A 20335-nucleotide genomic window follows, 5' to 3' on the forward strand; every position below is an offset into this window, starting at 1 on the left:
GATTCGGTGAAGTGCAGACAGTGCCGCTATTTTACGGGATGCGGGCGGCATGCTGCGTCCGGGCGGACAAGGCCAGGCTCGCCGCGCAATCCGGCGCCACAAAAAGCAAAGCCTCCCGCGAAGAGAGGCTTTTTGTTTCGGTTCAGCGCCAACGCCGATGCCAATATGCAGCCGCGCTGAGTCCGGGCGAAACGCCCAGGATGCTTAAGCCAGCATCGAACGCAGCATCCACGCGGTCTTTTCATGCGTCTGCATGCGCTGCGTGAGCAGGTCGGCAGTAGGCTCGTCGTTAGCGGCTTCTGTCGACGGGAAGACCGCGCGGGCGGTACGCACCACGGCTTCCTGGCCTTCCACCAGCTGGCGAATCATCTCTTCCGCAGCCGGCACGCCGTCCGCTTCCGGAATCGACGAGAGTTTCGCGAAATCCTTGTAGCTGCCCGGTGCATGCACGCCCAGCGCGCGGATACGTTCCGCGATCGAATCGACCGCCAGCGCGAGCTCGTTGTACTGCGTTTCGAACATCAGATGCAGCGTGTTGAACATCGGACCCGTCACGTTCCAGTGAAAATTATGGGTCTTCAGGTACAGCGTGTAGGTGTCGGCGAGCAGGTGCGACAAACCTTCTGCGATCTTCTTACGATCCTTGTCGCTGATCCCGATATTGACGTGCTGTACGGCTTCTTTCTTGGCCATGATGACTCCTTTGAAGAGTGATACGAACCGGTCGGCAGATCGACGGATTGCGGATGAGCAAGCCGGAAACCTTGGAACGCCCGACAGTTTACCTTAGAAATGAGCTTGAAAATGAGTGCCACTTGTGTGACGCACGGTCACTGGCGAAGCGTGCACGCTGCGCGTATGTCACCCGCCGAGCGCGTGTTGCAGCGCTTGCGCGACGATCACCGCCAATCCGCTCGTGACGATCGCGAAACCCGCCGCGCGGCGCAACATCGCTGCTTGCTGCTGCTGTTGTGCGCGGCGTGCGGCCACTGAGCCGCCAATGGCGGACATCATCGTCTGGATCATGATCGTGCTCCCCCGATTCGTATCAAAACCGGCAGGGCGCCGATGCGCCCCGCCTTGCTGCATCACTTGAACTGCTTACTTCCTGCTGCCTTCAGCGAGCGCGGCGATCACCGCGATCACGCCTTCCGCATACGCCGGATCGGCGCGGCGGAAATGCTCGATCTGACGTGCGACGATGTCCTCGGGCACGCCATTGATATGCCGTGCGATGTTGCCGAACAGCCGCTCGCGTTGCGCCGCGTCGAACAACTGGAACAGCAGGCCCGGCTGGCTGTAGTAGTCCTCGTCCGCGCGATGGTCGTAACGGTCCACTGCGCCCGCCGCGAGCGGCGGTTCCGACGCGTTGCTGTCCTGTGCGAAGTCGCCGAAACGATTCGGCTCGTAGTTCACGTTGCCGCCGAGGTTGCCGTCCGTGCGCATCGCGCCGTCGCGATGGAACGAATGCGGGCTCGGCACGCGCGGCGCATTCACCGGAATCTGATGGTGATTGGTGCCGAGACGATAGCGCTGCGTGTCGCCGTACGAGAACAGCCGGCCCTGCAACAGACGGTCAGGCGAGAAGCCGATACCCGGCACCACGTTCGCCGGCGTGAACGCCGCTTGCTCGACGTCCGCGAAATAGTTCGCCGCGTTGCGATTCAACTCGATGGTGCCGACGTCGATCAACGGATAGTCCTTCTGCGACCACACTTTCGTGATGTCGAACGGGTTGTAGCGATAGCTCGCCGCGTCCGCTTCCGGCATCACCTGAATGGCGAAACGCCACTTCGGGAAGTTGCCCTCGTCGATGTTCGTGACCAGATCGCGTTGCGCGCTTTCGCGATCCTGCGCGACGACTTGCGCCGCTTGCGCGTCGGTGTAGTTCTCGATGCCTTGCATCGACTTGAAGTGGAACTTCACCCAGAAACGCTCGTTGTTCGCGTTGACGAACGAGTATGTGTGCGAGCCGAAGCCGTGCATCTGCCGGTAATTCTTCGGAATGCCGCGATCGCTCATCAGGATCGTCACCTGGTGCAGCGACTCCGGATGACGCGACCAGAAATCCCACGCGGCGACATTGCTGCGCATGTTGGTGTACGGATCGCGCTTTTGCGTGTGAATGAAGTCCGGAAACTTGAGCGGATCGCGGATGAAGAACACCGGCGTGTTGTTGCCGACCACGTCCCAGTTGCCCTCTTCCGTGTAGAACTTGATCGAGAAGCCACGCACGTCGCGCTCGGCGTCGGCAGCGCCGCGTTCGCCCGCCACAGTCGAAAAGCGCATGAAGAGCGGCGTTTCCTTGCCGACTTCGGCGAACACTTTGGCCTTCGTGTAGCGCGAGATGTCGTGCGTGACTTTCAGCGTGCCGAATGCGCCCGAGCCTTTCGCATGAACGCGGCGTTCGGGAATCACTTCACGGTCGAAATGGGCGAGTTTTTCGAGCAGCCAGACGTCTTGCAGGACTACCGGACCGCGCGAGCCGGCGGTCATCGAGTTCTGGTTGTCGGCGACGGGTGCGCCGGCTGCATTGGTGAGCTTACGTTCGGACATGCGGAACTCCTGGGTTGCTTTTATCGGGAAGGAAAATGTGGGGAGAGACGCGGCGCTTACGGTGCCGGCTTACGCGGACAAGGCCCGATCGACCAGCAAGGACATGGCGACCGTGCGCATGCCAAGCATCGACGCGGCGAAGGAGCCGGCGGCGGTGCGAGCGGATTGAGCCGATTGAGCGGTGACGGCCTGGACTTGCTGCGGGTTCGATTGCGTCATGATTTCCTCCGGGTCTTGTGCGGATCGGGCGATCCATGGAGGAAACTATAACAATCCTATCGAATTATCGTGTTTGATTAATTTTATCTATTCGATAGGGACGGCGACTATCGCCATCGGATGCGCTACGGCCCGCCGCGGATAGATGGGCGACGAGCCGGCGTGGGGACGACTTAATTGACGGCGACGGGCAGATCGAGTTTTTTCACGCCCGGCAGGTCGCAGGCGTTGATGGCGTCGCAGATCGCCTCGATCGCTGGCATCCGCGTGAAGCTTTTGCGCCAGGCGAGCACGACGCGGCGATCCGGCACGGGTTCATCGAAAGGGACATAGCTGAGCAGGCCCGAATCGATGCCGCCCGCGTGCGGTTTGACTTCATGCACCGACATGCGCGGCAGCACGGTGATACCGACGCCGCTCGCGACCATATGACGGATCGTTTCCAGCGACGAACCTTCGAAGGTTTTCTGGATGCCGTCCGCGTTTTGCGAGAAGCGCATCAGTTCAGGGCAAACGCCCAGCACATGATCGCGGAAGCAGTGGCCGCTGCCGAGCAGGAGCATGGTTTCCTGCTTCAGGTCGTCCGCGCCGATCTTCGGGCGGTTTTCCCAGGCATGACCGGACGGCAGCGCGACGACGAACGGTTCGTCGTAGAGCGGGCGCAGCATCAGGCCCGTTTCCGGGAACGGCAGCGCCATGATGGCGACGTCGATTTCACCCTGTTTGAGCAACTCGATCAGCTTGAGCGTGTAGTTTTCCTGCAGCATCAGCGGCATTTGCGGGACACGCTTGATCATCTGTTTGACGAGCGTGGGCAGCAGATACGGTCCGATCGTGTAGATGACACCAAGGCGCAGCGGCCCGACCAGCGGATCTTTGCCTTGTTTGGCAATTTCCTTGATGGCGAGCGTTTGTTCGAGAACGCGTTGCGCTTGCGTGACGATCTGTTCGCCGATCGGCGTGACACTGACTTCGCTGGTGCCGCGCTCGAAGATTTGCACATTGAGCTCGTCTTCGAGCTTTTTGATTGCCACCGACAGGGTCGGCTGGCTGACGAAACACGCTTCGGCGGCCCGGCCGAAGTGCCGCTCGCGGGCTACTGCGACGATGTATTTCAATTCGGTGAGCGTCATTGGGGACCAATCAGTGCAATGAATTCGATAGGTTATAGTTATACACCTATGGGGTCGGTTCGCCAACTTTTTGGTTCTTTTGCCCTCCCGGACAGGCAAAGAAGCAGCCAAAGAACCAGGCAAAGACTCACGCCGCAGACAAACAACCCAACCGCCGGAAGGCCAGAAAACTAAGCCTTCAAATATTGCTCGCGGGCGCCAAGCCACCGAGCCAGGTGCTGCAACACCACCTCCGGGTACTTCTCGAGCAAAACCGCAGCCGCTTCGCGAGCAGGCTCAATCAGCCACTGATCGTTCTGCAGATCGGCAAACCTCAGCATCGCCGCGCCCGACTGCCGCGCGCCCAGAAACTCGCCTGGACCGCGAATCTCAAGGTCCCTACGAGCGATTTCGAAGCCGTCGGTCGTCTCCCGCATCGTTTGCAACCGCGCCCGCGCGGTCATCGACAACGGTCCCGTATAAAGCAGAACACAAACCGATGCCGCACTTCCGCGCCCCACCCGTCCCCGCAACTGGTGCAATTGCGCCAAGCCAAACCGCTCGGCATGCTCGATCACCATCAACGACGCATTCGGCACGTCGACGCCCACTTCGATCACCGTCGTCGCCACCAGCAATTGCACCTCGTTGCGCGTGAACGCATCCATCACCGCAGCCTTCTCCGCCGGCGCAAGACGTCCGTGCACGAGGCCCACGTTCAATTCGGGCAACGCGGCCACCAGCGTCTCGTACGTCTCCACCGCGGTCTGCAACTGCAAGGTCTCGCTTTCCTCGATCAGCGGACACACCCAGTACACCTGCCGCCCCGTCAATGCAGCCTCACGCACGCGGCCGATCACCTCTTCGCGCCGCGCGTCGGATACCAGCTTGGTCAGGATCGGCGTGCGCCCGGGCGGCAACTCGTCGATGGTCGAGACGTCGAGATCGGCGTAATAGGTCATGGCGAGCGTGCGCGGAATCGGCGTCGCGGACATCATCAGTTGATGCGGCTGGAAATCCTGCGCGCCGTCAGCGGCGTTTTGCGCCTTCGCGCGCAAGGCGAGCCGCTGCGCCACGCCGAAGCGATGCTGTTCATCCACGATCACCAGCCCCAGCCGCGCGAACTCGACCGCGTCCTGAATGATCGCGTGCGTGCCGATCACGAGTTGCGCCGTGCCGAGCGCCGCGGCTTCGATCGCCGCCCGCTTCTCCCTGGTCTTCAGACTGCCGGCCAGCCACGCGACGCTCACGCCCAGCGGCTCCAGCCAGCCACGCAGTTTGCGCGCGTGCTGTTCGGCGAGGATTTCGGTCGGCGCCATCAGCGCGGCCTGGTAGCCGGTGTCGATCGCTTGCGCCGCGGCCAGCGCCGCCACGATCGTCTTGCCGCTGCCGACATCACCCTGCAACAGCCGCTGCATCGGATGAGGCTGCGTCAGATCGAGCGCAATTTCGCCGCCGACGCGCTCCTGCGCCGCCGTTAGCGAAAACGGCAACGCCTTCAACAGGCGCGCGACCAGCGCCGACGCATCGCCTGCCTTGCGACGCGGCATGGCCGGCGCCGCACGCGTGCGGCGCTCCTCGTGCGCGCGCTTCAACGACATCTGCTGCGCGAGCAATTCCTCGAACTTGATGCGCACCCACGCCGGATGCGTGCCGTCGATCAACGCGGTTTCGTCGGACTGCATATCCGGGTGATGTAGCGTGCGCACCGCGTCCATCAGCGTCGGCACGCCGAGCGGCTGCATATACGTTCGCGCGATCGGCTCAGGCAGCAATTCGGGCAACGACGTGCGCGACAACGCGTTATCGATCGATTTGCGCAGATACGCCTGCGTGACGCCCGCGGTGCTCGGATACACCGGCGTCAGTGCCTGGGGCAGCGGCGTGTCTTCGTCGACGACGCGCACCGCCGGATGCACCATCTCCATGCCGAAGAAACCGCCGCGCACGTCGCCGCGCACCCGCAGCCGCGCGCCGATCGCCATCTGCTTGACCTGCGAACCGTAGAAATTCAGAAAGCGCAGCACGAGTTCGTCGCCGGCGTCGTCTCGCAGTTTCACCAGCAACTGGCGGCGCGGCCGATACGCGATTTCGTTGTCGAACACCACACCTTCGGTCTGCGCGACGCCGCCCGGCAGCAGGTGGCCGATCGGCGTCAGCGAAGTTTCGTCTTCGTAGCGCATCGGCAGATGCAGGACAAGGTCAATGTCGCGCGTGAGGCCGAGCTTGGCGAGCTTGTCGGCGGTTTTTACGGGCGCGGGGGCGGCTTTTTTCTTCTCCGCCGCCGCACTGGCGCCAACATCGGTCGCCACCGCCGCTGTCGCCTTGCCCCGCGCGACGCGCCGCGTGGGCTCGGCGCTCACTTCATCGGTAGCGGAGGGCAATCGGCGTTCGGACAAAGGCATGGGTTGCTTCGCAAGTACAATATCGGCTGTCAAAAGTGTCGCCGCCATACAGCGCGCGGGCTCGCGGGCCGCTCTGGCGTCCCGCAATCATAGCCGCCCGGCTCTGGCTTCGGCTCAATTCAGTCTCAATTCGCTTCCAGTCGTCCGCATGTTTACGCTTTCCGATTTCGATTTCGATCTGCCGCCCGAGCTGATCGCGCAAGTTGCGCTGCCCGAGCGCAGCGCCAGCCGTCTGCTCGAAGTGGACAACACGGTGAGTCCCGCGCGTCTCACGGATCGCCGCTTTGCCGAGTTGCCCGAGTGCATCGGGCCCGGCGATCTGCTGGTCTTCAACGATACCAAAGTCCTGAAGGCGCGCTTCCTCGGCCAGAAGGCCAGTGGCGGCAAAATCGAAGTGCTGGTAGAGCGTCTGACCGGCGAGCGCACCGTGCTCGCGCAGATCCGCGCGAGCAAAAGCCCGCAGCCGGGCACCACGATTCGTCTCGCCGACGCGTTCGACGTCACGGTCGGCGAGCGCGTCGAGCCGTTCTACACGCTGCATTTCCCCGACGACTGCCTGACGCTGATCGAGCAATTCGGCCGCCTGCCGCTGCCGCCGTATATCGAGCACGACCCCGACGCGACCGACGAAACCCGCTATCAGACCGTGTTCGCGCAAAATCCCGGCGCGGTGGCGGCGCCCACCGCCGGCCTGCATTTCGACGACGCGCTGCTCGCCAAACTCGACGCCAGAGGCGTCGAACGCGCGACGCTGACGCTGCACGTCGGCGCGGGCACCTTCCAGCCGGTGCGGGTCGAAAATCTCGCCGAACACAAGATGCACAGCGAGTGGTATCACCTGCCGCAGTCGCTCGCCGACAGGATCGTGGCAACGCATGCGCGCGGCAACCGCGTGATCGCTGTCGGCACCACCTCGATGCGCGCGCTCGAAGCCGCCGCGCGCGACGCCGAAGCCGCCGGCCGGCCGCTCGGCGCGGCCAGCACCGAAACCGATATTTTCATCACGCCGGGCTACAAATTTCGCGTGGTCGACCGGCTCGTCACCAATTTCCATTTGCCGAAGTCGACGCTGCTGATGCTGGTGTCGGCGTTCGCGGGTGTCGAGACGATTCGCGCGGCGTACCGGCACGCAATCGAGGAACGCTACCGCTTCTTTAGTTACGGCGACGCGATGTTGCTGACGCGCCGCGACATCTGAAGCGCGCTTCACCCGATCTAAAATTTGCCGTTCCCCAGCCGCCGCGAAATCTTCCGGCGGTATTCACAATTGCGCCGGACTGTTCTCCGGTAGCACAGGAGTTATCAATGACCGAGGGTCATCATTCGCAGCAAGCGCAGCCCGCGCAATCAACACCAACGGATCGCCCAGAAAACGGCCTCAAATTCGAACTGCTCGGCACCGACGGCCAGGCGCGGCGCGGCCGCGTCACGCTGAACCACGGCGTGGTCGAAACACCGATCTTCATGCCGGTCGGCACTTACGGCACGGTGAAGGCGGTCCAGCCGCGCGAGCTCGAGGAAATGCATGCGCAGATCATCCTCGGCAACACGTTCCACCTGTGGCTGCGCCCCGGGTTGGAGACGATCGGGGCGCACGGCGGCCTGCACGGCTTCATGGGCTGGAACAAGCCGATCCTGACCGACTCGGGTGGCTTTCAGGTGTTTTCGCTCGGCGATCTGCGCAAGATCACCGAAGATGGCGTCACCTTCGCGTCGCCGATCAACGGCGACAAGCTCTTCCTGTCGCCGGAAGTGTCGATGCAGATCCAGAAGGTGCTGAACTCGGACATCGTCATGCAGTTCGACGAATGCACGCCCTACGCGACCGATAACGTGCCGACTTCGCACAAGGAAGCCGCCGACTCGATGCGCATGTCGATGCGCTGGGCCAAGCGCTCGATCGACGAATTCAACCGGCTCGGCAATCCAAACGCGCTGTTCGGCATCGTCCAGGGCGGCATGTTCGAGGATCTGCGCGACGAGTCGCTGGCGGGTCTCGCGGAAATGGCTTTCCACGGCCTCGCGATCGGCGGACTCTCGGTCGGCGAACCGAAAGAAGACATGATGCGCGTGCTGAACCACATCGGCCCGAAGCTGCCGGCCAACAAGCCGCACTACCTGATGGGCGTCGGCACGCCGGAAGATCTGGTGGCGGGCGTGGCCGCCGGCGTCGACATGTTCGACTGCGTGATGCCGACCCGCAACGCGCGCAACGGCTGGCTGTTCACGCGTTTCGGCGACATCAAGATCCGCAACGCGACGCACAAGAACTCGCTGCGCCCGCTCGACGAGCAATGCGGCTGCTACACCTGCCGGAATTTCACTCGCGGCTATCTGCACCATTTGCATCGTGTAGGGGAAATTCTCGGCGCGCAGTTGAACACGATCCATAACCTGCACTATTACCTCGAACTGATGCAGGAAATGCGCGACGCGATCGACGCGAAGCTGTTCGAGCCCTTCCGCAAACGCTTTCACGAGAACCGCGCGCGCGGCGTCGATTAGGCGCCTTGCGCGGTAAGCGCCGACGGATTCGCATGAGGAATCCGTCGGCGTCGCATGGAAAACCTTACAATTATCTTTCGTTCGCGGCAAAAAAGGACTTTAGAAGCTTGATTGGAAAGCCGATTCGCCGCGCCGACCCTTGGTTAGCCGGTGGTAGAATAACCGGCTGATTTTTTTGATCGTTTTGATTTATAACGGAGAGACCAACGTGTCGTTCATTTCCAATGCCTTCGCCCAAGGCACAGCAACTGGTGGCATTGAATCGAACCTGATGAGCTTCCTGCCGCTGATCCTGATGTTCGGCGTGCTGTACTTCATCATGATTCGCCCGCAAATGAAGCGCCAGAAGGAACATCGCAATATGCTCGCCGCGATGGCCAAGGGCGACGAAGTGGTGACGAACGGCGGTATCGTCGGTAAGGTGACCAAGGTGGGCGAAGCTTACGTCGGCATCGAAATCTCGGAAGGCACGGAAATCACGGTGCAAAAAGCGTCGGTCACGACGATTCTCCCGAAGGGCACGATCAAGTCGCTGTAAGGCCTGCTCTCTCGCGTCCGGCGCGGCCTCGCCGGCGGTTCACGCAGAACACCGCGCACCGCCCGCGCTCATCGCCGGACGCATCGCTTCCAAGCCAACCTTCCCGTTGGACCACTCATGAATCGCTACCCCCTTTGGAAATACGCCGTGATGCTGGTGGCTCTGGTCATCGGCCTCGTGTACACGCTGCCCAATCTGTTCGGCGAAGCGCCGGCGGTGCAGGTGTCGAGCGGCAAGGCAACGGTCAAGCTCGACTCGACCACGCTGTCGCAAGTCGAAGCGGCGCTTGCGTCCAATCAGATCAAGCCTGAAGACGTCACGTTCGACAACTCGTCGAGCAACGCGAACATTCGCGTACGGCTGCTGGACACTGACACGCAATTGCGCGTGAAGGACCTGCTGCAGAAATCGCTGAACAGCGACCCGACCGATCCGCAGTTCATCGTCGCGCTGAATCTGCAAAGCGCGTCGCCGCGCTGGCTGACCGCACTGCATGCGCTGCCGATGTACCTCGGTCTCGACTTGCGCGGCGGCGTGCACTTCCTGCTGCAAGTGGACATGGCCGGCGCGCTGAACAAGAAGCTCGATTCCGACGCCTCGGACGCTCGCACGCTCCTGCGCGACAACAACATCCGCGACGGCGGCGTGAACCGCGTCAACCAGACGGTGGTGATCAACTTCGCCGATCAGGCCACGGCGGACGCAGCGGCCAAACAGCTGAGCCGCAGCATCGGCGAACTCCAGTGGGCGTCGCAAACCGGCACGGACGGCACTGTGCAACTGGTCGGCACGTTCACGCCGGTGGTGCAGAAAACCGTGCAGGACGCCGCGCTCAAGCAGAACATCACCACGCTGCATAACCGCGTGAATGAACTCGGCGTGGCCGAGCCGGTGATCCAGCAGCAAGGCGCGGATCGCATCGTCGTCGAACTGCCGGGCGTGCAGGACACGGCGAAGGCGAAGGACATCATCGGCCGCACGGCAACGCTCGAAGCGCGTCTCGCCGACCCGGTCAACACGCATCCGAACCCGTCCGATCCGGTGCCGCCGGGCGACGAACTGTTCACGCAAGGCAACCAGACGCCGGTGCTGCTGCGTAAGCAGATCATCTTCACGGGTGACCGGATTATCGACGCGTCGGCGGGCTTCGACGAGCATCAGCGTCCGTCGGTCAACATCCGTCTGGATTCGGCCGGTGGCCGCGCGGTGCGCAGCGTGTCGCGCGACAACATCGGCAAGCCGATGGCAATGGTGCTGTTCGAAAAGGGCAAGGGTGAAGTGCTGACGGTGGCGACCATCCAGTCGGAACTGGGCGACCGCTTCCAGATCACCGGCCAGCCGACCCCGCAAGCCGCCGCCGACCTCGCGCTGCTGCTGCGCGCCGGTTCGCTCGCCGCGCCGATGGACATCATCGAAGAACGCACGATCGGCCCGAGCCTCGGCGCGGACAACATCAAGAAGGGCTTCCACTCGGTGGTGTGGGGCTTCGCGGCGATCGCCGTCTTCATGATGGCGTACTACATGCTGTTCGGCATGATCTCGATGGTCGGCCTCTCGGTGAACCTGCTGCTGCTGATCGCCGTGCTGTCCATGTTGCAGGCCACGCTCACCTTGCCGGGTATCGCCGCTATCGCGCTCGCGCTCGGTATGGCGATCGACGCGAACGTGCTGATCAACGAACGCGTGCGTGAAGAACTGCGCCACGGCGCGCCGCCGCAACTGGCGATCCAGAACGGCTACGCGCATGCATGGGCGACGATTCTCGACTCGAACGTCACCACGCTGATCGCCGGTCTCGCGCTGCTCGCATTCGGCTCCGGCCCGGTGCGCGGCTTCGCGATGGTCCACTGTATCGGCATTCTGACGTCGATGTTCTCGGCCGTGTTCTTCTCGCGCGGCGTGGTCAACCTCTGGTACGGCGGCAAGAAGAAGCTCAAGTCGCTGGCGATCGGCCAGGTGTGGCGTCCGGATACGGCGCCGGCGGGCTCCGCTGCCTATCTCGGCAACGAGGACGCCGCCACCGACACCGCACGGGCCGTTGCTGCCGCCACCGCCAAGCCGAAGGCGGCCGCATCCGCGCAAGCGCGTGCCGGCAAGCCGACCGTGCGCCGCCGCAACGCGCCGAATTCGCCGCAGAAACCGGGTTCGTCCCGCTGAACCCCGGAGAACTAAACCATGGAATTTTTCCGTTTCCGCAAAGACATTCCGTTCATGCAGCGCGCGTTGATCTTCAACGCGATCTCGCTGCTGACGTTTGTCGCCGCTGTGTTCTTCCTGCTGCATCGCGGGCTGCACCTGTCGGTGGAATTCACCGGCGGCACCGTCATCGAAGTGCAGTATCCGGGCGCCGCGCCGCTTGAACCGGTGCGCGGCACCCTGGCCAAGCTCGGTTATGCCGACGCGCAAGTGCAGAACTTCGGCACCTCGCGTGACGTGCTGATCCGCCTGCCGCTCAAGCAAGGCTTGACGTCCGCGCAACAGAGCGACCAGGTGATGGGCGCGCTGAAGGCGGAAACGCCGCAGGTGCAATTGCAACGCGTCGAGTTCGTCGGTCCGCAAGTCGGCAAGGAACTCGCCACCGACGGCCTGCTCGCGCTCGCCTGCGTGGTGGTGGGCATCGTGATCTACCTGTCGTTCCGCTTCGAATGGAAGTACGCGGTGGCCGGCGTGATCGCGAACTTGCACGACGTGATCATCATTCTCGGCTTCTTCGCGTTCTTCCAGTGGGAGTTCTCGCTGTCGGTGCTGGCTGCGGTGCTCGCGGTGCTCGGCTATTCGGTGAACGAATCGGTGGTTATTTTCGACCGGATTCGCGAAACCTTCCGCCGCGAACGCAAGATGACCGTGATCGAAGTGATCAACCACGCAATCACCAGCACGATGTCGCGCACGATCATCACCCACGGCTGTACGCAGATGATGGTGCTGTCGATGTTCCTGTTCGGCGGCCCCACGCTGCACTACTTCGCTCTGGCGCTGACGGTCGGTATTCTGTTCGGCATCTACTCGTCGGTGTTCGTCGCCGCGGCGCTCGCCATGTGGTTCGGCGTGAAGCGCGAAGATCTGGTGAAGGACAAGAAGGAACGCACGGATCCGAACGACCCGAACGCGGGCGCGCAAGTTTGATCTTGCTGTCGACCTCGCGGTAAAAAAGGCCGGTTCTCTCGAACCGGCCTTTTACGTTTACCGCTCTAACGCTCTACCGCTCTACCGCTCCGCCGCTCGCACGCCGCGACCATCGCCCTGCTCTGCCCCGCCGTGCAAAGGCCTTCTGGCAGCTCTATCTGAACCCGAGTTTGCGCCGCGCCGCCATCAGCGCCGCCAGACTCACCGCCGCGGCGAAAATCATGTAGTAGCTCGGCGCGGCCTTCGAACCCGTGAAGCTGATCAGCCACGCGATGATGAACGGCCCGAAGCCGCCGAAGATCGTCACCGCGATGTTGTAGGCGAGCGACATGCCGGTCGTACGCGTCTGCACCGGAAACATCTCGGAGAGCAGGCCCGGCAGCGCTGCGAAATAACCGGTCATCAGGAAGCCGAACACGATCTGCAACGCGATCAGCGTGCCGAAAGTCGGATGCGAGACCAGATACACGAAAGCCGGATTGATCAGCACGAGAAGCAACAGCGCCGATGCCAGCATGATCGTGGTGCGCCCATGCCGGTCCGACAGATGGCCGACCAGCGGCGAAAACAGCATCTGGATCACACCGGTCAGCGCAATCGCCGCGAACGCGACCGATGGCGCAAGACCCAGCTGCTTCACGCCGTAGGTCGGCATGAACAGCACCAGATACGTCGACACCGTCCCGAGCACCACCACGCCAATCGCGATCACAAGGCGCAGCTTCTGGCTCGTGAAGGTGTCGCGCAACGGCGTCGTAGTCGTTTCGGCGGCGAGGAACTCGGGCGTCTCGTCGAGTCTCGTGCGAATGTACCAGGCCACCGGCCCGATCAGGAGCCCGAAGAAGAACGGCACACGCCAGCCCCACGAGGCCATCTGCTCCGGCGACAGCTTGCCGGTCAACAGCGCGCCGAAGCCGGCGGCTAGCAGCGTCGTGAGCCCCTGGCTCGCTACCTGCCAGCTCGCGAAGAAGCCGCGCCGCGCCGGCACGTGCTCAGCGAGAAACGCCGTCGCGCTGCCGAACTCGCCGCCCGCCGAAAAGCCTTGCATCAGACGCGCCGCCACGAGGATCACCGGCGCGGCAATCCCGATGCTTTGATAGGTCGGCAAAATCGCGATGATCAGCGTGCCCGTCATCATCAGCAGGATCGACAGCGTGAGCGCCGCCTTGCGGCCCGCGCGGTCCGCATACGCGCCGATCACGATCGCACCGAGCGGGCGCATGAAGAACGACACGCCGAAGGTGCCGAGCGTGAGCAGCATCGACACTGTCTCGTTGCCCGCCGGAAAAAACAGCTTCGAGATGATCAGCGCGAAAAACCCGTACACCACCAGATCGAACCATTCCAGCGCGTTGCCGATCGACGCGGCGACCACCGCGCGCCACGAGTTTTGCCGGCTCCCCACCACGCTTGCTGCTGTCGTTGCATTCATGCAGATCTCCGATGCGCGCGAAATATTATCGATGCCATGCAGGCTTCAAGTCCGATACTGCCTCATTGGATGCACGCACAACCAATGCGGCGTCAGCGCTCTATGTACCTGACAAATTAAAACGACGCGAGCGGCAAATGCCGGGCCGCCGCCGCGCAAGGTTTGCAGCGTTTTCGGGCTGGCCAGCAAAAAACCGCTTCGTCGCCAAAGCGAACGAAGCGGTTTTTTGTTGCGGCGCAACGGCCGGGCCGCGCGCACCAAGCGCACCACGCGAAAACGAATGCGTGAACGCGTAACGACTCGTGAACGCGCTTACTCCTGCTTGATGCCTTCAGCCTGAATATGCAGCTTGGTGTCCATGCTGAAGCCGTACTTGCTGCCGAAATCCATGCCGTACTCCGCGCGGCTGAAATGGCCGCTCGCTTCCACCCCGCACACTTCGCGCTTGAGCACCGGATGCGGCATGCATTTGAACGATTCGATCTTCAGATTGAGCGGCTTGGTCACGCCATGCATCGTCATACTGCCGACCACTTCAGCAGGCTTGTCGCCGTCGAACTTGATTTCAGTGGCTTTGTAGGTCGCCGAAGGAAACTTGGCCACGTCGAAGAACTCGGGCGTCTTCAGATGCTCGTCGAGCTTGGTGTTGCCGGTTTCGATCGAAGCCGGGTCGACGGTCACCTCCACCGTGCCGGTTTTGGCCGCACGGTCGAGCGTCACGGTGCCCGAGCTCTTGATGAACTTGCCGCGCCACACCGAGAGGCCGCCGAGGTGATCCGCCTCGAAGCTCGGAAAGGTGTGCGCCGGATCGAGCTGATAGGTATCGGCGGCGAACGCGCCGAGCGAGAAGGAAGAAGCCAGTGCGCCGACGGCGATCAACAGGGATGTTTTCAACTCATGCTCCTTTGTTCTGAAAGAAAAGCAACCGCGCCCGAACAGCGCAGCGAACGTCACTTGCGTGCTGCAACGACATGAAACTTGATCGCCACTTCATCGGCGACCACCGATGTGTCTTTCCATTCGCCGGTGCCGATATCGAACTGCGAACGCTTGATCGGCAGTGCACCGTCGAAGGTCTGCGTCGCGCCCTGCTGGGTGACCGTGACCGGCACCACCACTGTCTGCGATTTGCCCTTGATGGTCAGCTTGCCGGTCACCTTGAACTGATTGCCGCCGGCCGGTGCAATCGCGCTCGACACGAAGGTCGCGGTCGGATACGTCTTCGCGTCGAACCAGTCCTTGTCGCGCACCTGCTCGTTGTAGCTTTCGTCGCCGAGATCGTAGCTGGCGACGTCGATCGTGATCTGCGCGCTGCCTTCGACCGGCTTGGCCGGATCGAACTTCACTTGCGCGGTGAATTTGCCGAACTTGCCTTCCACCGGCACGTTCATCTGCTTCGAAGTGGCCGTCACCGTGCTCTTCGCGACGTCGACCTGTGCGAGCGCGCTGCCGGCCGCGGTGAGCGAGGCCGCTGCGAACGCGGCGAGCATGTAGCGATAAAACGAGACTTTCATGGTTATCCTTATTTGATGAAAGGGAGCATGCGCGACAACAGGCCGTCGCGGTCCAGCCATTGATGCTTGAGCGCCGCCGCCACATGCAGTGCGACCAGTACGAGAAGCGTGTAGTTCAGCACGATATGCACGCTCTTCAACAGTTCCTTCAGATGCGGGTCTGGTGCGATCAGGCGCGGCAGCGGGATCAGCCCGAGGTACACCACCGGCACATTGGCCGCGGAGCTATACAGATAGCCCGATACGGGAATCACGATCATCAGCACGTACAGCAGCAGATGCGTGAGATGCGCGGCGGCGCGCTGCCAGGCCGGCATGCGGCGCGGCATCGGTGGCGCGCCATATATGGCGCGCCACAGAATGCGCAGCACGGCGAGCACGAACACCGTCACGCCGATCCACTTGTGCCAGGAAAAGTAGCGCAGCTTGGTCGGCGTGAAGCCTGGGATGCCCGTCATCACCCAACCGAGCGCGAAGCCGCACACGATCAGCAACGCGATCAGCCAGTGGAAGGCGATGGCGGTCCGCGTGTACGACTCCCGGCCACCGAAAGAAGGATTGAGTGCCATGACAGGTCAACGCTAGAGAGAGGTTAACGGCGCAGCCGGCCCTGCTATTCCCCGATGTCTGTGCAGCCTGGATCGGGCCATGCAATTTAACGAGGGGGGTCGCGGCACACGCCAAGGCCGCCATGCTACCCCAAGCGGAAAAAAGCTGGCTGCCGTCGTATGGAACAGACCGTCGCCACCCATTTTCATCCAACGAGGCCGGCATTGAACAATGAGGGCCTGAAGCTGTCAGAGCCATATCAGCCATATCAGATTTCATGTAAGACAAATTCAAATGCCCGCGCAGCCTGACTCACAGCCGCATTGAGCGCGACGGGCGGCGCGGCGGCCAGGCGCGTTTGGTACTATGGCTCCACATTTTCGCCAGACTCGCCCTTAACAACCGGCATTGCAGGCCTCCCCTCACGTCGTTAGCCCTTGTGCCGTATGGAACATGACAACCTGATCGCGTGCCATGAGTGCGATACGCTGTTCCGCAAGCCACGGCTTGTCGGTCGTACGGTCGCGCGCTGTCCGCGCTGCGGCGCGACGCTCTACAGCGGCGTCTCCCGCAAGCTCGACAGCATCTGCGCGATGACCCTCGGCGCGCTGATCACCTTTCTGATCGCCCAGGGATTCCCGATCGTCGAACTGGAAACCAACGGCATCACCTCGCAGACCACGCTGTTCGGCGCGCTCGTCGCGCTATGGACCGAGGACATGCAGATCGTCGCGATCATGGTGTTCTGTTCGACCATCCTGTTTCCGCTGACCGAACTGGTCGCGCTGCTCTACGTGCTGATCCCGCTGCGCGCCGGGTATGTGCCGCCCGCCTTCAACCGGGTGTTGCGCGCGATTCAATTCGTGCGCCCATGGGGCATGATCGAAGTGTTCATGCTCGGCGTGCTGATCACGATTGTGAAGATGGTGAGTCTCGCGCGCGTGATTCCCGAAGCGGCGCTGTTCGCGTTCGGCGCGTTGACGCTGATGTTCGCGGTGGTCGTCACCTTCGACCCGCGCATTCTGTGGGATCTCGCCGACGAAATGAACGGCCACAAGCGGCGCCCGCTGCCGCGCACCGAGGCCGACAGCGCGGCGGTCGCCGTCAATATCGTGGAGGAGCCGCCCGCGCCCTCCACGGGCCAGGCCGATGCGCCACCGGCGCCGCATCAGGAATGAGCGCACGATGAAATACGTCACTGCGAAGCGCGCGGGCCTGGTCGCCTGCCATGCGTGCGGACGCGTCGAGCCGCGTATCCGCTCCGTCACGCCGCAGCATTGCAGCCGTTGCGGCGCGGTGCTGCACCGGCGCAATCCCGACAGCCTGATGCGCACCTGGGCGCTATTGATCGCGGCGGCCTTGCTGTATATTCCGGCGAATCTGTTGCCGGTGATGCACACCTCGTCGCTGCTCGGGTCCGAAGACGACACCATCATGAGCGGCGTCGTCTATTTCTGGACCTCGGGCGACTGGCCGTTAGCGGTGATCGTGTTCGTCGCCAGCATCATGGTGCCGATGCTCAAGCTCAGCGTGCTGGTGCTGCTCACCGTCACGGCGCAGCGCGGTTCGCGCTGGCGGCCGGAGCAGCGCACCACGCTGTACCGGATGGTCGAACGGATCGGGCGCTGGTCGATGCTCGACGTGTTCGTCGTCACGCTGACAGTCGCGCTGGTGCGCTTCAAGTCGCTGGCCGTGATCACAGCCGGACCGGGCGCCATTGCCTTCGGTTCGGTGGTGATTCTGACCATGATGGCATCCATGCAATTCGATCCACGGCTCATCTGGGACAACGTGGAAGGCCGTACTCAAAAACCTCAGGACTTCGATCATGACTAGCCCGCAAGGACCGACGCCCGCCTCCGATGCGCCGCGCAACGATTCGAACGGACCCAAGCTACCGCCCCAATTGCCAGACCCCGACATTGAGCCGAACAGCCGCTGGCTGCCTTCGCTGGTCTGGGTGATTCCGCTGATCGCCGCGCTGATCGGCGTCGCGCTCGTGATCAAGTCGGTGACCGAAAGAGGCCCGACCATCACCATCAGTTTCATCAGCGCCGAAGGGCTCGAGCCCGGCAAGACCAAGGTCAAGTACAAGGACGTCGACGTCGGCTCGGTGAAGACCATCATGCTGTCGAAGGATCTGTCGCACGTGCTGGTCCAGGTACTGCTTACGAAGGAAGCCGAAGACTTCGCGGTGAAAGATTCGCGGTTCTGGGTGGTGCGGCCGCGGATCGGCGCGAGCGGTGTGTCGGGGCTCAGCACACTGCTGTCGGGCGCGTACATCGGCGCGGACGCCGGCCATTCGCCGGACAGCGAGTCGCGCTTCGTCGGGCTCGAAACGCCGCCGCCCATTACCGGCGGCCAGAAAGGCCATCAGTTCATCCTGCGCGGCGATTCGCTCGGCTCGATCGACATCGGCTCGCCGATTTTCTACCGGCGCGTGCAGGTCGGCCAGGTGGTTGGTTTCTCGCTCGACAAGGACGGCACCGGCGTGACGATGCAGGTGTTCGTGGCTGCGCCGTTCGACCAGTACGTCGGCACCAACTCGCGCTGGTGGCATGCGAGCGGCGTCGACTTGCGGCTCGATTCGAGCGGCTTCAAGCTGAACACCCAGTCGCTCGCGACCGTGATCGTCGGCGGCCTGTCGTTCCAGTCGCCGCCGGGCCAGGGCGTGGGCGCGCAGGCGCCGAACAACACGACCTTCCGCCTCGGCTCCGACGAAACGGACGCGATGCGCGAACCGGACGGCGTGCCGTTACGCGTGGTGATGAACTTCAACCAGTCGCTGCGCGGGCTATCCGTTGGCGCGCCGGTCGATTTCCGCGGCATCGTGCTCGGCCAGGTGACCAACATCGGCATCGACTACGATCCGAAGACGCGTACCTTCACGATGCCGGTGACGATGAACCTGTACCCCGACCGCCTCGGCAGGCGCTTCCGCGAATCGGCGCCGACGCCGGGCACGCTGGCTGGGCAGAACTTGCTGCAACAGCTCGTCAAGCATGGTCTGCGTGGCCAGTTGCGTACCGGCAATCTGATCACGAGCCAGTTGTACGTGGCGCTGGATATTTTCCCGAAGGCGCCGCCGGCCACGGTCGACGTGACGGGCGATCCGCTCGAGTTGCCGACGATTCCGAACACGCTCGACGAACTGCAACTGCAAGTCGCCGATATTGCGAAGAAGCTCGACAAGGTGCCGTTCGACCAGATCGGGACGAACCTGAACAGCGCGCTGAAGAACGCCGACCAGCTGTTCGCGCGGCTCGACAAGGAAGTCGTGCCGCAGGCGCGCGACACTCTGGCGGCGGCGAAGCAGACCTTCGGTTCGGCCGAGGCGGCCTTGCAGCAGGATTCGCCGTTGCAGTCGGATGTTCATCAGGCGTTGCAGGAATTGACGCGCACGTTGCAGTCGTTGAATGCGCTGTCGGACTATCTGGAGCGTCATCCGGAATCGCTGTTGCGCGGTAAATCAGGAGATAAACCATGATGTTTGCCCGGCTCCCCCGCCCGCCGCGCGGGCTCGTGCGCGGCGCTGCTTATGTTGGCGCTCTGGCCGGACTGGTGGCGATGGCGGCGTGTTCGTCGCCGGCTAGCCGGTTTTATACGCTCAGCGATGGTGGCGCTTCTGCTGCTTCTGCTGCAGCGCCGGTTAGCGCGCGGACTTCGGCGGCGCCGGCGTGGCTGATCGAAGTCGCGCCGATCGACGTGCCGTCTCAAGTGGCCAAGACTCAGTTCGTCGTGCAGACGGGACCTACGCAGGTCCAGGTGCTGGAGCAGGAGCGTTGGGCCTCGCTGCCCGGCGATGAGATTCGTCGTGCGTTGTCGACTGGCCTCACGCAGCAGTTGGGCACGATCGACGTGTATGGCACCGCTTATCCGGATACCGTGCCTGTCTATCGGGTCAGCATGAATGTGCAACGGTTCGAGTCATGGCCTGGGGCGCATGCGTTGATCGACGCTGTCTGGAGCGTACGGGCCGTACGCAGTACAGCTGTGATGACTTGCCGGAGTGTTGTTAGTGAGCCGGTTGGCGGCGGCTATGACGCTCTGGTTAATGGGCATCGGTTGGCATTGCAGCAGATTTCTTTGCAGATTGCTGCTGGGGTGAAGGTGATGGCTGCTTCTGTCCCGCAGGGGAAGGCCAGTTCCACTGGCAAGGGGACTGTTGTTGCTCCGGCTGTGCCTACTTGTCCTTCTGTTGTTGGTACTACTGGTTAAGGTTTTCTTTTGCCTTTGGCGGCGGCATTTTGTGGTTTGCATGCAGTGGTGGTCTTTACTTTTGCCCTCGCGGCGCTTCTTAAATCTGTTTGCCTATGGCGTTGGTCTTGGTTTTTTTGCCTGTGCGGCGCTTCCTATGTCTGTTCGCCTACGGCAGTGCC

The 20335-nt window shown here is 62.7% G+C and carries 20 protein-coding genes; 10 read left to right on the forward strand and 10 right to left on the reverse strand.

Annotation, left to right across the window (positions count from 1 at the left end; translation table 11 throughout):
* Positions 1-204: 204 nt before the first annotated feature.
* From AC3WLT_RS23070 to recG, 6 genes are all read right to left on the reverse strand, one after another.
* Entirely contained in the window at positions 205-693 is a 489-nt protein-coding gene (locus tag AC3WLT_RS23070) for a Dps family protein (RefSeq protein ID WP_492593999.1), read from the reverse strand.
* 168 nt (positions 694-861) lie between these two features.
* The gene (locus AC3WLT_RS23075) at positions 862-1026 is read right to left on the reverse strand and encodes a hypothetical protein (protein WP_492594000.1); all 165 of its coding nucleotides are present in this window, start codon (positions 1024-1026) and stop codon (positions 862-864) included.
* A 75-nt stretch (positions 1027-1101) separates the two neighbouring features.
* Positions 1102-2556, reverse strand: coding sequence for a catalase (locus tag AC3WLT_RS23080; RefSeq protein ID WP_492594001.1), 1455 nt, complete (start codon positions 2554-2556; stop codon positions 1102-1104).
* Between the two features lie 69 nt (positions 2557-2625).
* Positions 2626-2775 (reverse strand): hypothetical protein, encoded by a 150-nt coding sequence (locus AC3WLT_RS23085; protein ID WP_492594002.1) that lies wholly within the window; start codon positions 2773-2775, stop codon positions 2626-2628.
* 173 nt (positions 2776-2948) lie between these two features.
* Positions 2949-3908 (reverse strand): LysR substrate-binding domain-containing protein, encoded by a 960-nt coding sequence (locus AC3WLT_RS23090; RefSeq protein WP_492594017.1) that lies wholly within the window; start codon positions 3906-3908, stop codon positions 2949-2951.
* 170 nt (positions 3909-4078) lie between these two features.
* Positions 4079-6292 (reverse strand): ATP-dependent DNA helicase RecG, encoded by a 2214-nt coding sequence (gene recG, locus AC3WLT_RS23095; RefSeq protein ID WP_492594003.1) that lies wholly within the window; start codon positions 6290-6292, stop codon positions 4079-4081.
* A gap of 148 nt (positions 6293-6440) precedes the next feature.
* On the opposite strand from recG, the gene queA reads away from it, so the two are divergent.
* From queA to secF, 5 genes are all read left to right on the forward strand, one after another.
* Complete coding sequence (queA, locus tag AC3WLT_RS23100) at positions 6441-7490, forward strand: tRNA preQ1(34) S-adenosylmethionine ribosyltransferase-isomerase QueA (RefSeq protein ID WP_492594004.1); 1050 nt, start codon at positions 6441-6443, stop codon at positions 7488-7490.
* A 107-nt stretch (positions 7491-7597) separates the two neighbouring features.
* The gene (tgt, locus tag AC3WLT_RS23105) at positions 7598-8797 is read left to right on the forward strand and encodes a tRNA guanosine(34) transglycosylase Tgt (protein WP_492594005.1); all 1200 of its coding nucleotides are present in this window, start codon (positions 7598-7600) and stop codon (positions 8795-8797) included.
* Positions 8798-9005: 208 nt separating this feature from the next.
* Positions 9006-9335, forward strand: a complete 330-nt coding sequence (gene yajC, locus AC3WLT_RS23110) for a preprotein translocase subunit YajC (RefSeq protein ID WP_094780780.1) — start codon at positions 9006-9008, stop codon at positions 9333-9335.
* Positions 9336-9452: 117 nt separating this feature from the next.
* Entirely contained in the window at positions 9453-11492 is a 2040-nt protein-coding gene (secD, locus tag AC3WLT_RS23115; protein ID WP_492594006.1) for a protein translocase subunit SecD, read from the forward strand.
* An 18-nt stretch (positions 11493-11510) separates the two neighbouring features.
* Positions 11511-12461, forward strand: a complete 951-nt coding sequence (gene secF, locus AC3WLT_RS23120) for a protein translocase subunit SecF (protein WP_492594007.1) — start codon at positions 11511-11513, stop codon at positions 12459-12461.
* 154 nt (positions 12462-12615) lie between these two features.
* On the opposite strand, the gene AC3WLT_RS23125 is transcribed toward secF, so the two are convergent.
* Positions 12616-13893 (reverse strand): MFS transporter, encoded by a 1278-nt coding sequence (locus AC3WLT_RS23125; protein ID WP_492594008.1) that lies wholly within the window; start codon positions 13891-13893, stop codon positions 12616-12618.
* 11 nt (positions 13894-13904) lie between these two features.
* Between AC3WLT_RS23125 and AC3WLT_RS23130 the strand changes: the two genes are divergently transcribed.
* Entirely contained in the window at positions 13905-14189 is a 285-nt protein-coding gene (locus AC3WLT_RS23130) for a hypothetical protein (RefSeq protein WP_492594009.1), read from the forward strand.
* Positions 14190-14205: 16 nt separating this feature from the next.
* On the opposite strand, the gene AC3WLT_RS23135 is transcribed toward AC3WLT_RS23130, so the two are convergent.
* The 3 genes from AC3WLT_RS23135 to AC3WLT_RS23145 form a co-directional block, all read right to left on the reverse strand.
* On the reverse strand, positions 14206-14775 hold the full coding sequence (locus tag AC3WLT_RS23135) for a YceI family protein (protein WP_492594018.1): 570 nt from the start codon (positions 14773-14775) through the stop codon (positions 14206-14208).
* Between the two features lie 68 nt (positions 14776-14843).
* Positions 14844-15407: a YceI family protein gene (locus AC3WLT_RS23140; RefSeq protein ID WP_492594010.1), complete on the reverse strand. Its 564-nt coding sequence runs from the start codon at positions 15405-15407 to the stop codon at positions 14844-14846.
* A gap of 8 nt (positions 15408-15415) precedes the next feature.
* The gene (locus tag AC3WLT_RS23145) at positions 15416-15976 is read right to left on the reverse strand and encodes a cytochrome b (protein ID WP_492594011.1); all 561 of its coding nucleotides are present in this window, start codon (positions 15974-15976) and stop codon (positions 15416-15418) included.
* Positions 15977-16402: 426 nt separating this feature from the next.
* On the opposite strand from AC3WLT_RS23145, the gene AC3WLT_RS23150 reads away from it, so the two are divergent.
* Genes AC3WLT_RS23150 through AC3WLT_RS23165 form a run of 4 tightly spaced genes read left to right on the forward strand, consistent with a single transcriptional unit; the run spans position 16403 to position 20174 of the window.
* Complete coding sequence (locus AC3WLT_RS23150; protein ID WP_492594012.1) at positions 16403-17134, forward strand: paraquat-inducible protein A; 732 nt, start codon at positions 16403-16405, stop codon at positions 17132-17134.
* A gap of 7 nt (positions 17135-17141) precedes the next feature.
* Positions 17142-17792 carry a paraquat-inducible protein A gene (locus AC3WLT_RS23155; protein ID WP_492594013.1) on the forward strand — a complete coding sequence of 217 codons (651 nt, stop codon included), beginning with the start codon at positions 17142-17144 and terminating at the stop codon, positions 17790-17792.
* Positions 17785-19443: a PqiB family protein gene (locus AC3WLT_RS23160; RefSeq protein WP_492594014.1), complete on the forward strand. Its 1659-nt coding sequence runs from the start codon at positions 17785-17787 to the stop codon at positions 19441-19443. The genes AC3WLT_RS23155 and AC3WLT_RS23160 overlap by 8 nt, the downstream gene beginning before the upstream one ends.
* Complete coding sequence (locus tag AC3WLT_RS23165) at positions 19440-20174, forward strand: PqiC family protein (RefSeq protein WP_492594015.1); 735 nt, start codon at positions 19440-19442, stop codon at positions 20172-20174. Before AC3WLT_RS23160 ends, AC3WLT_RS23165 begins: the two co-directional genes overlap by 4 nt.
* Positions 20175-20335: the final 161 nt, after the last annotated feature.

Source organism: Paraburkholderia sp. FW306-2-2C-D06C (genome assembly GCF_058781505.1).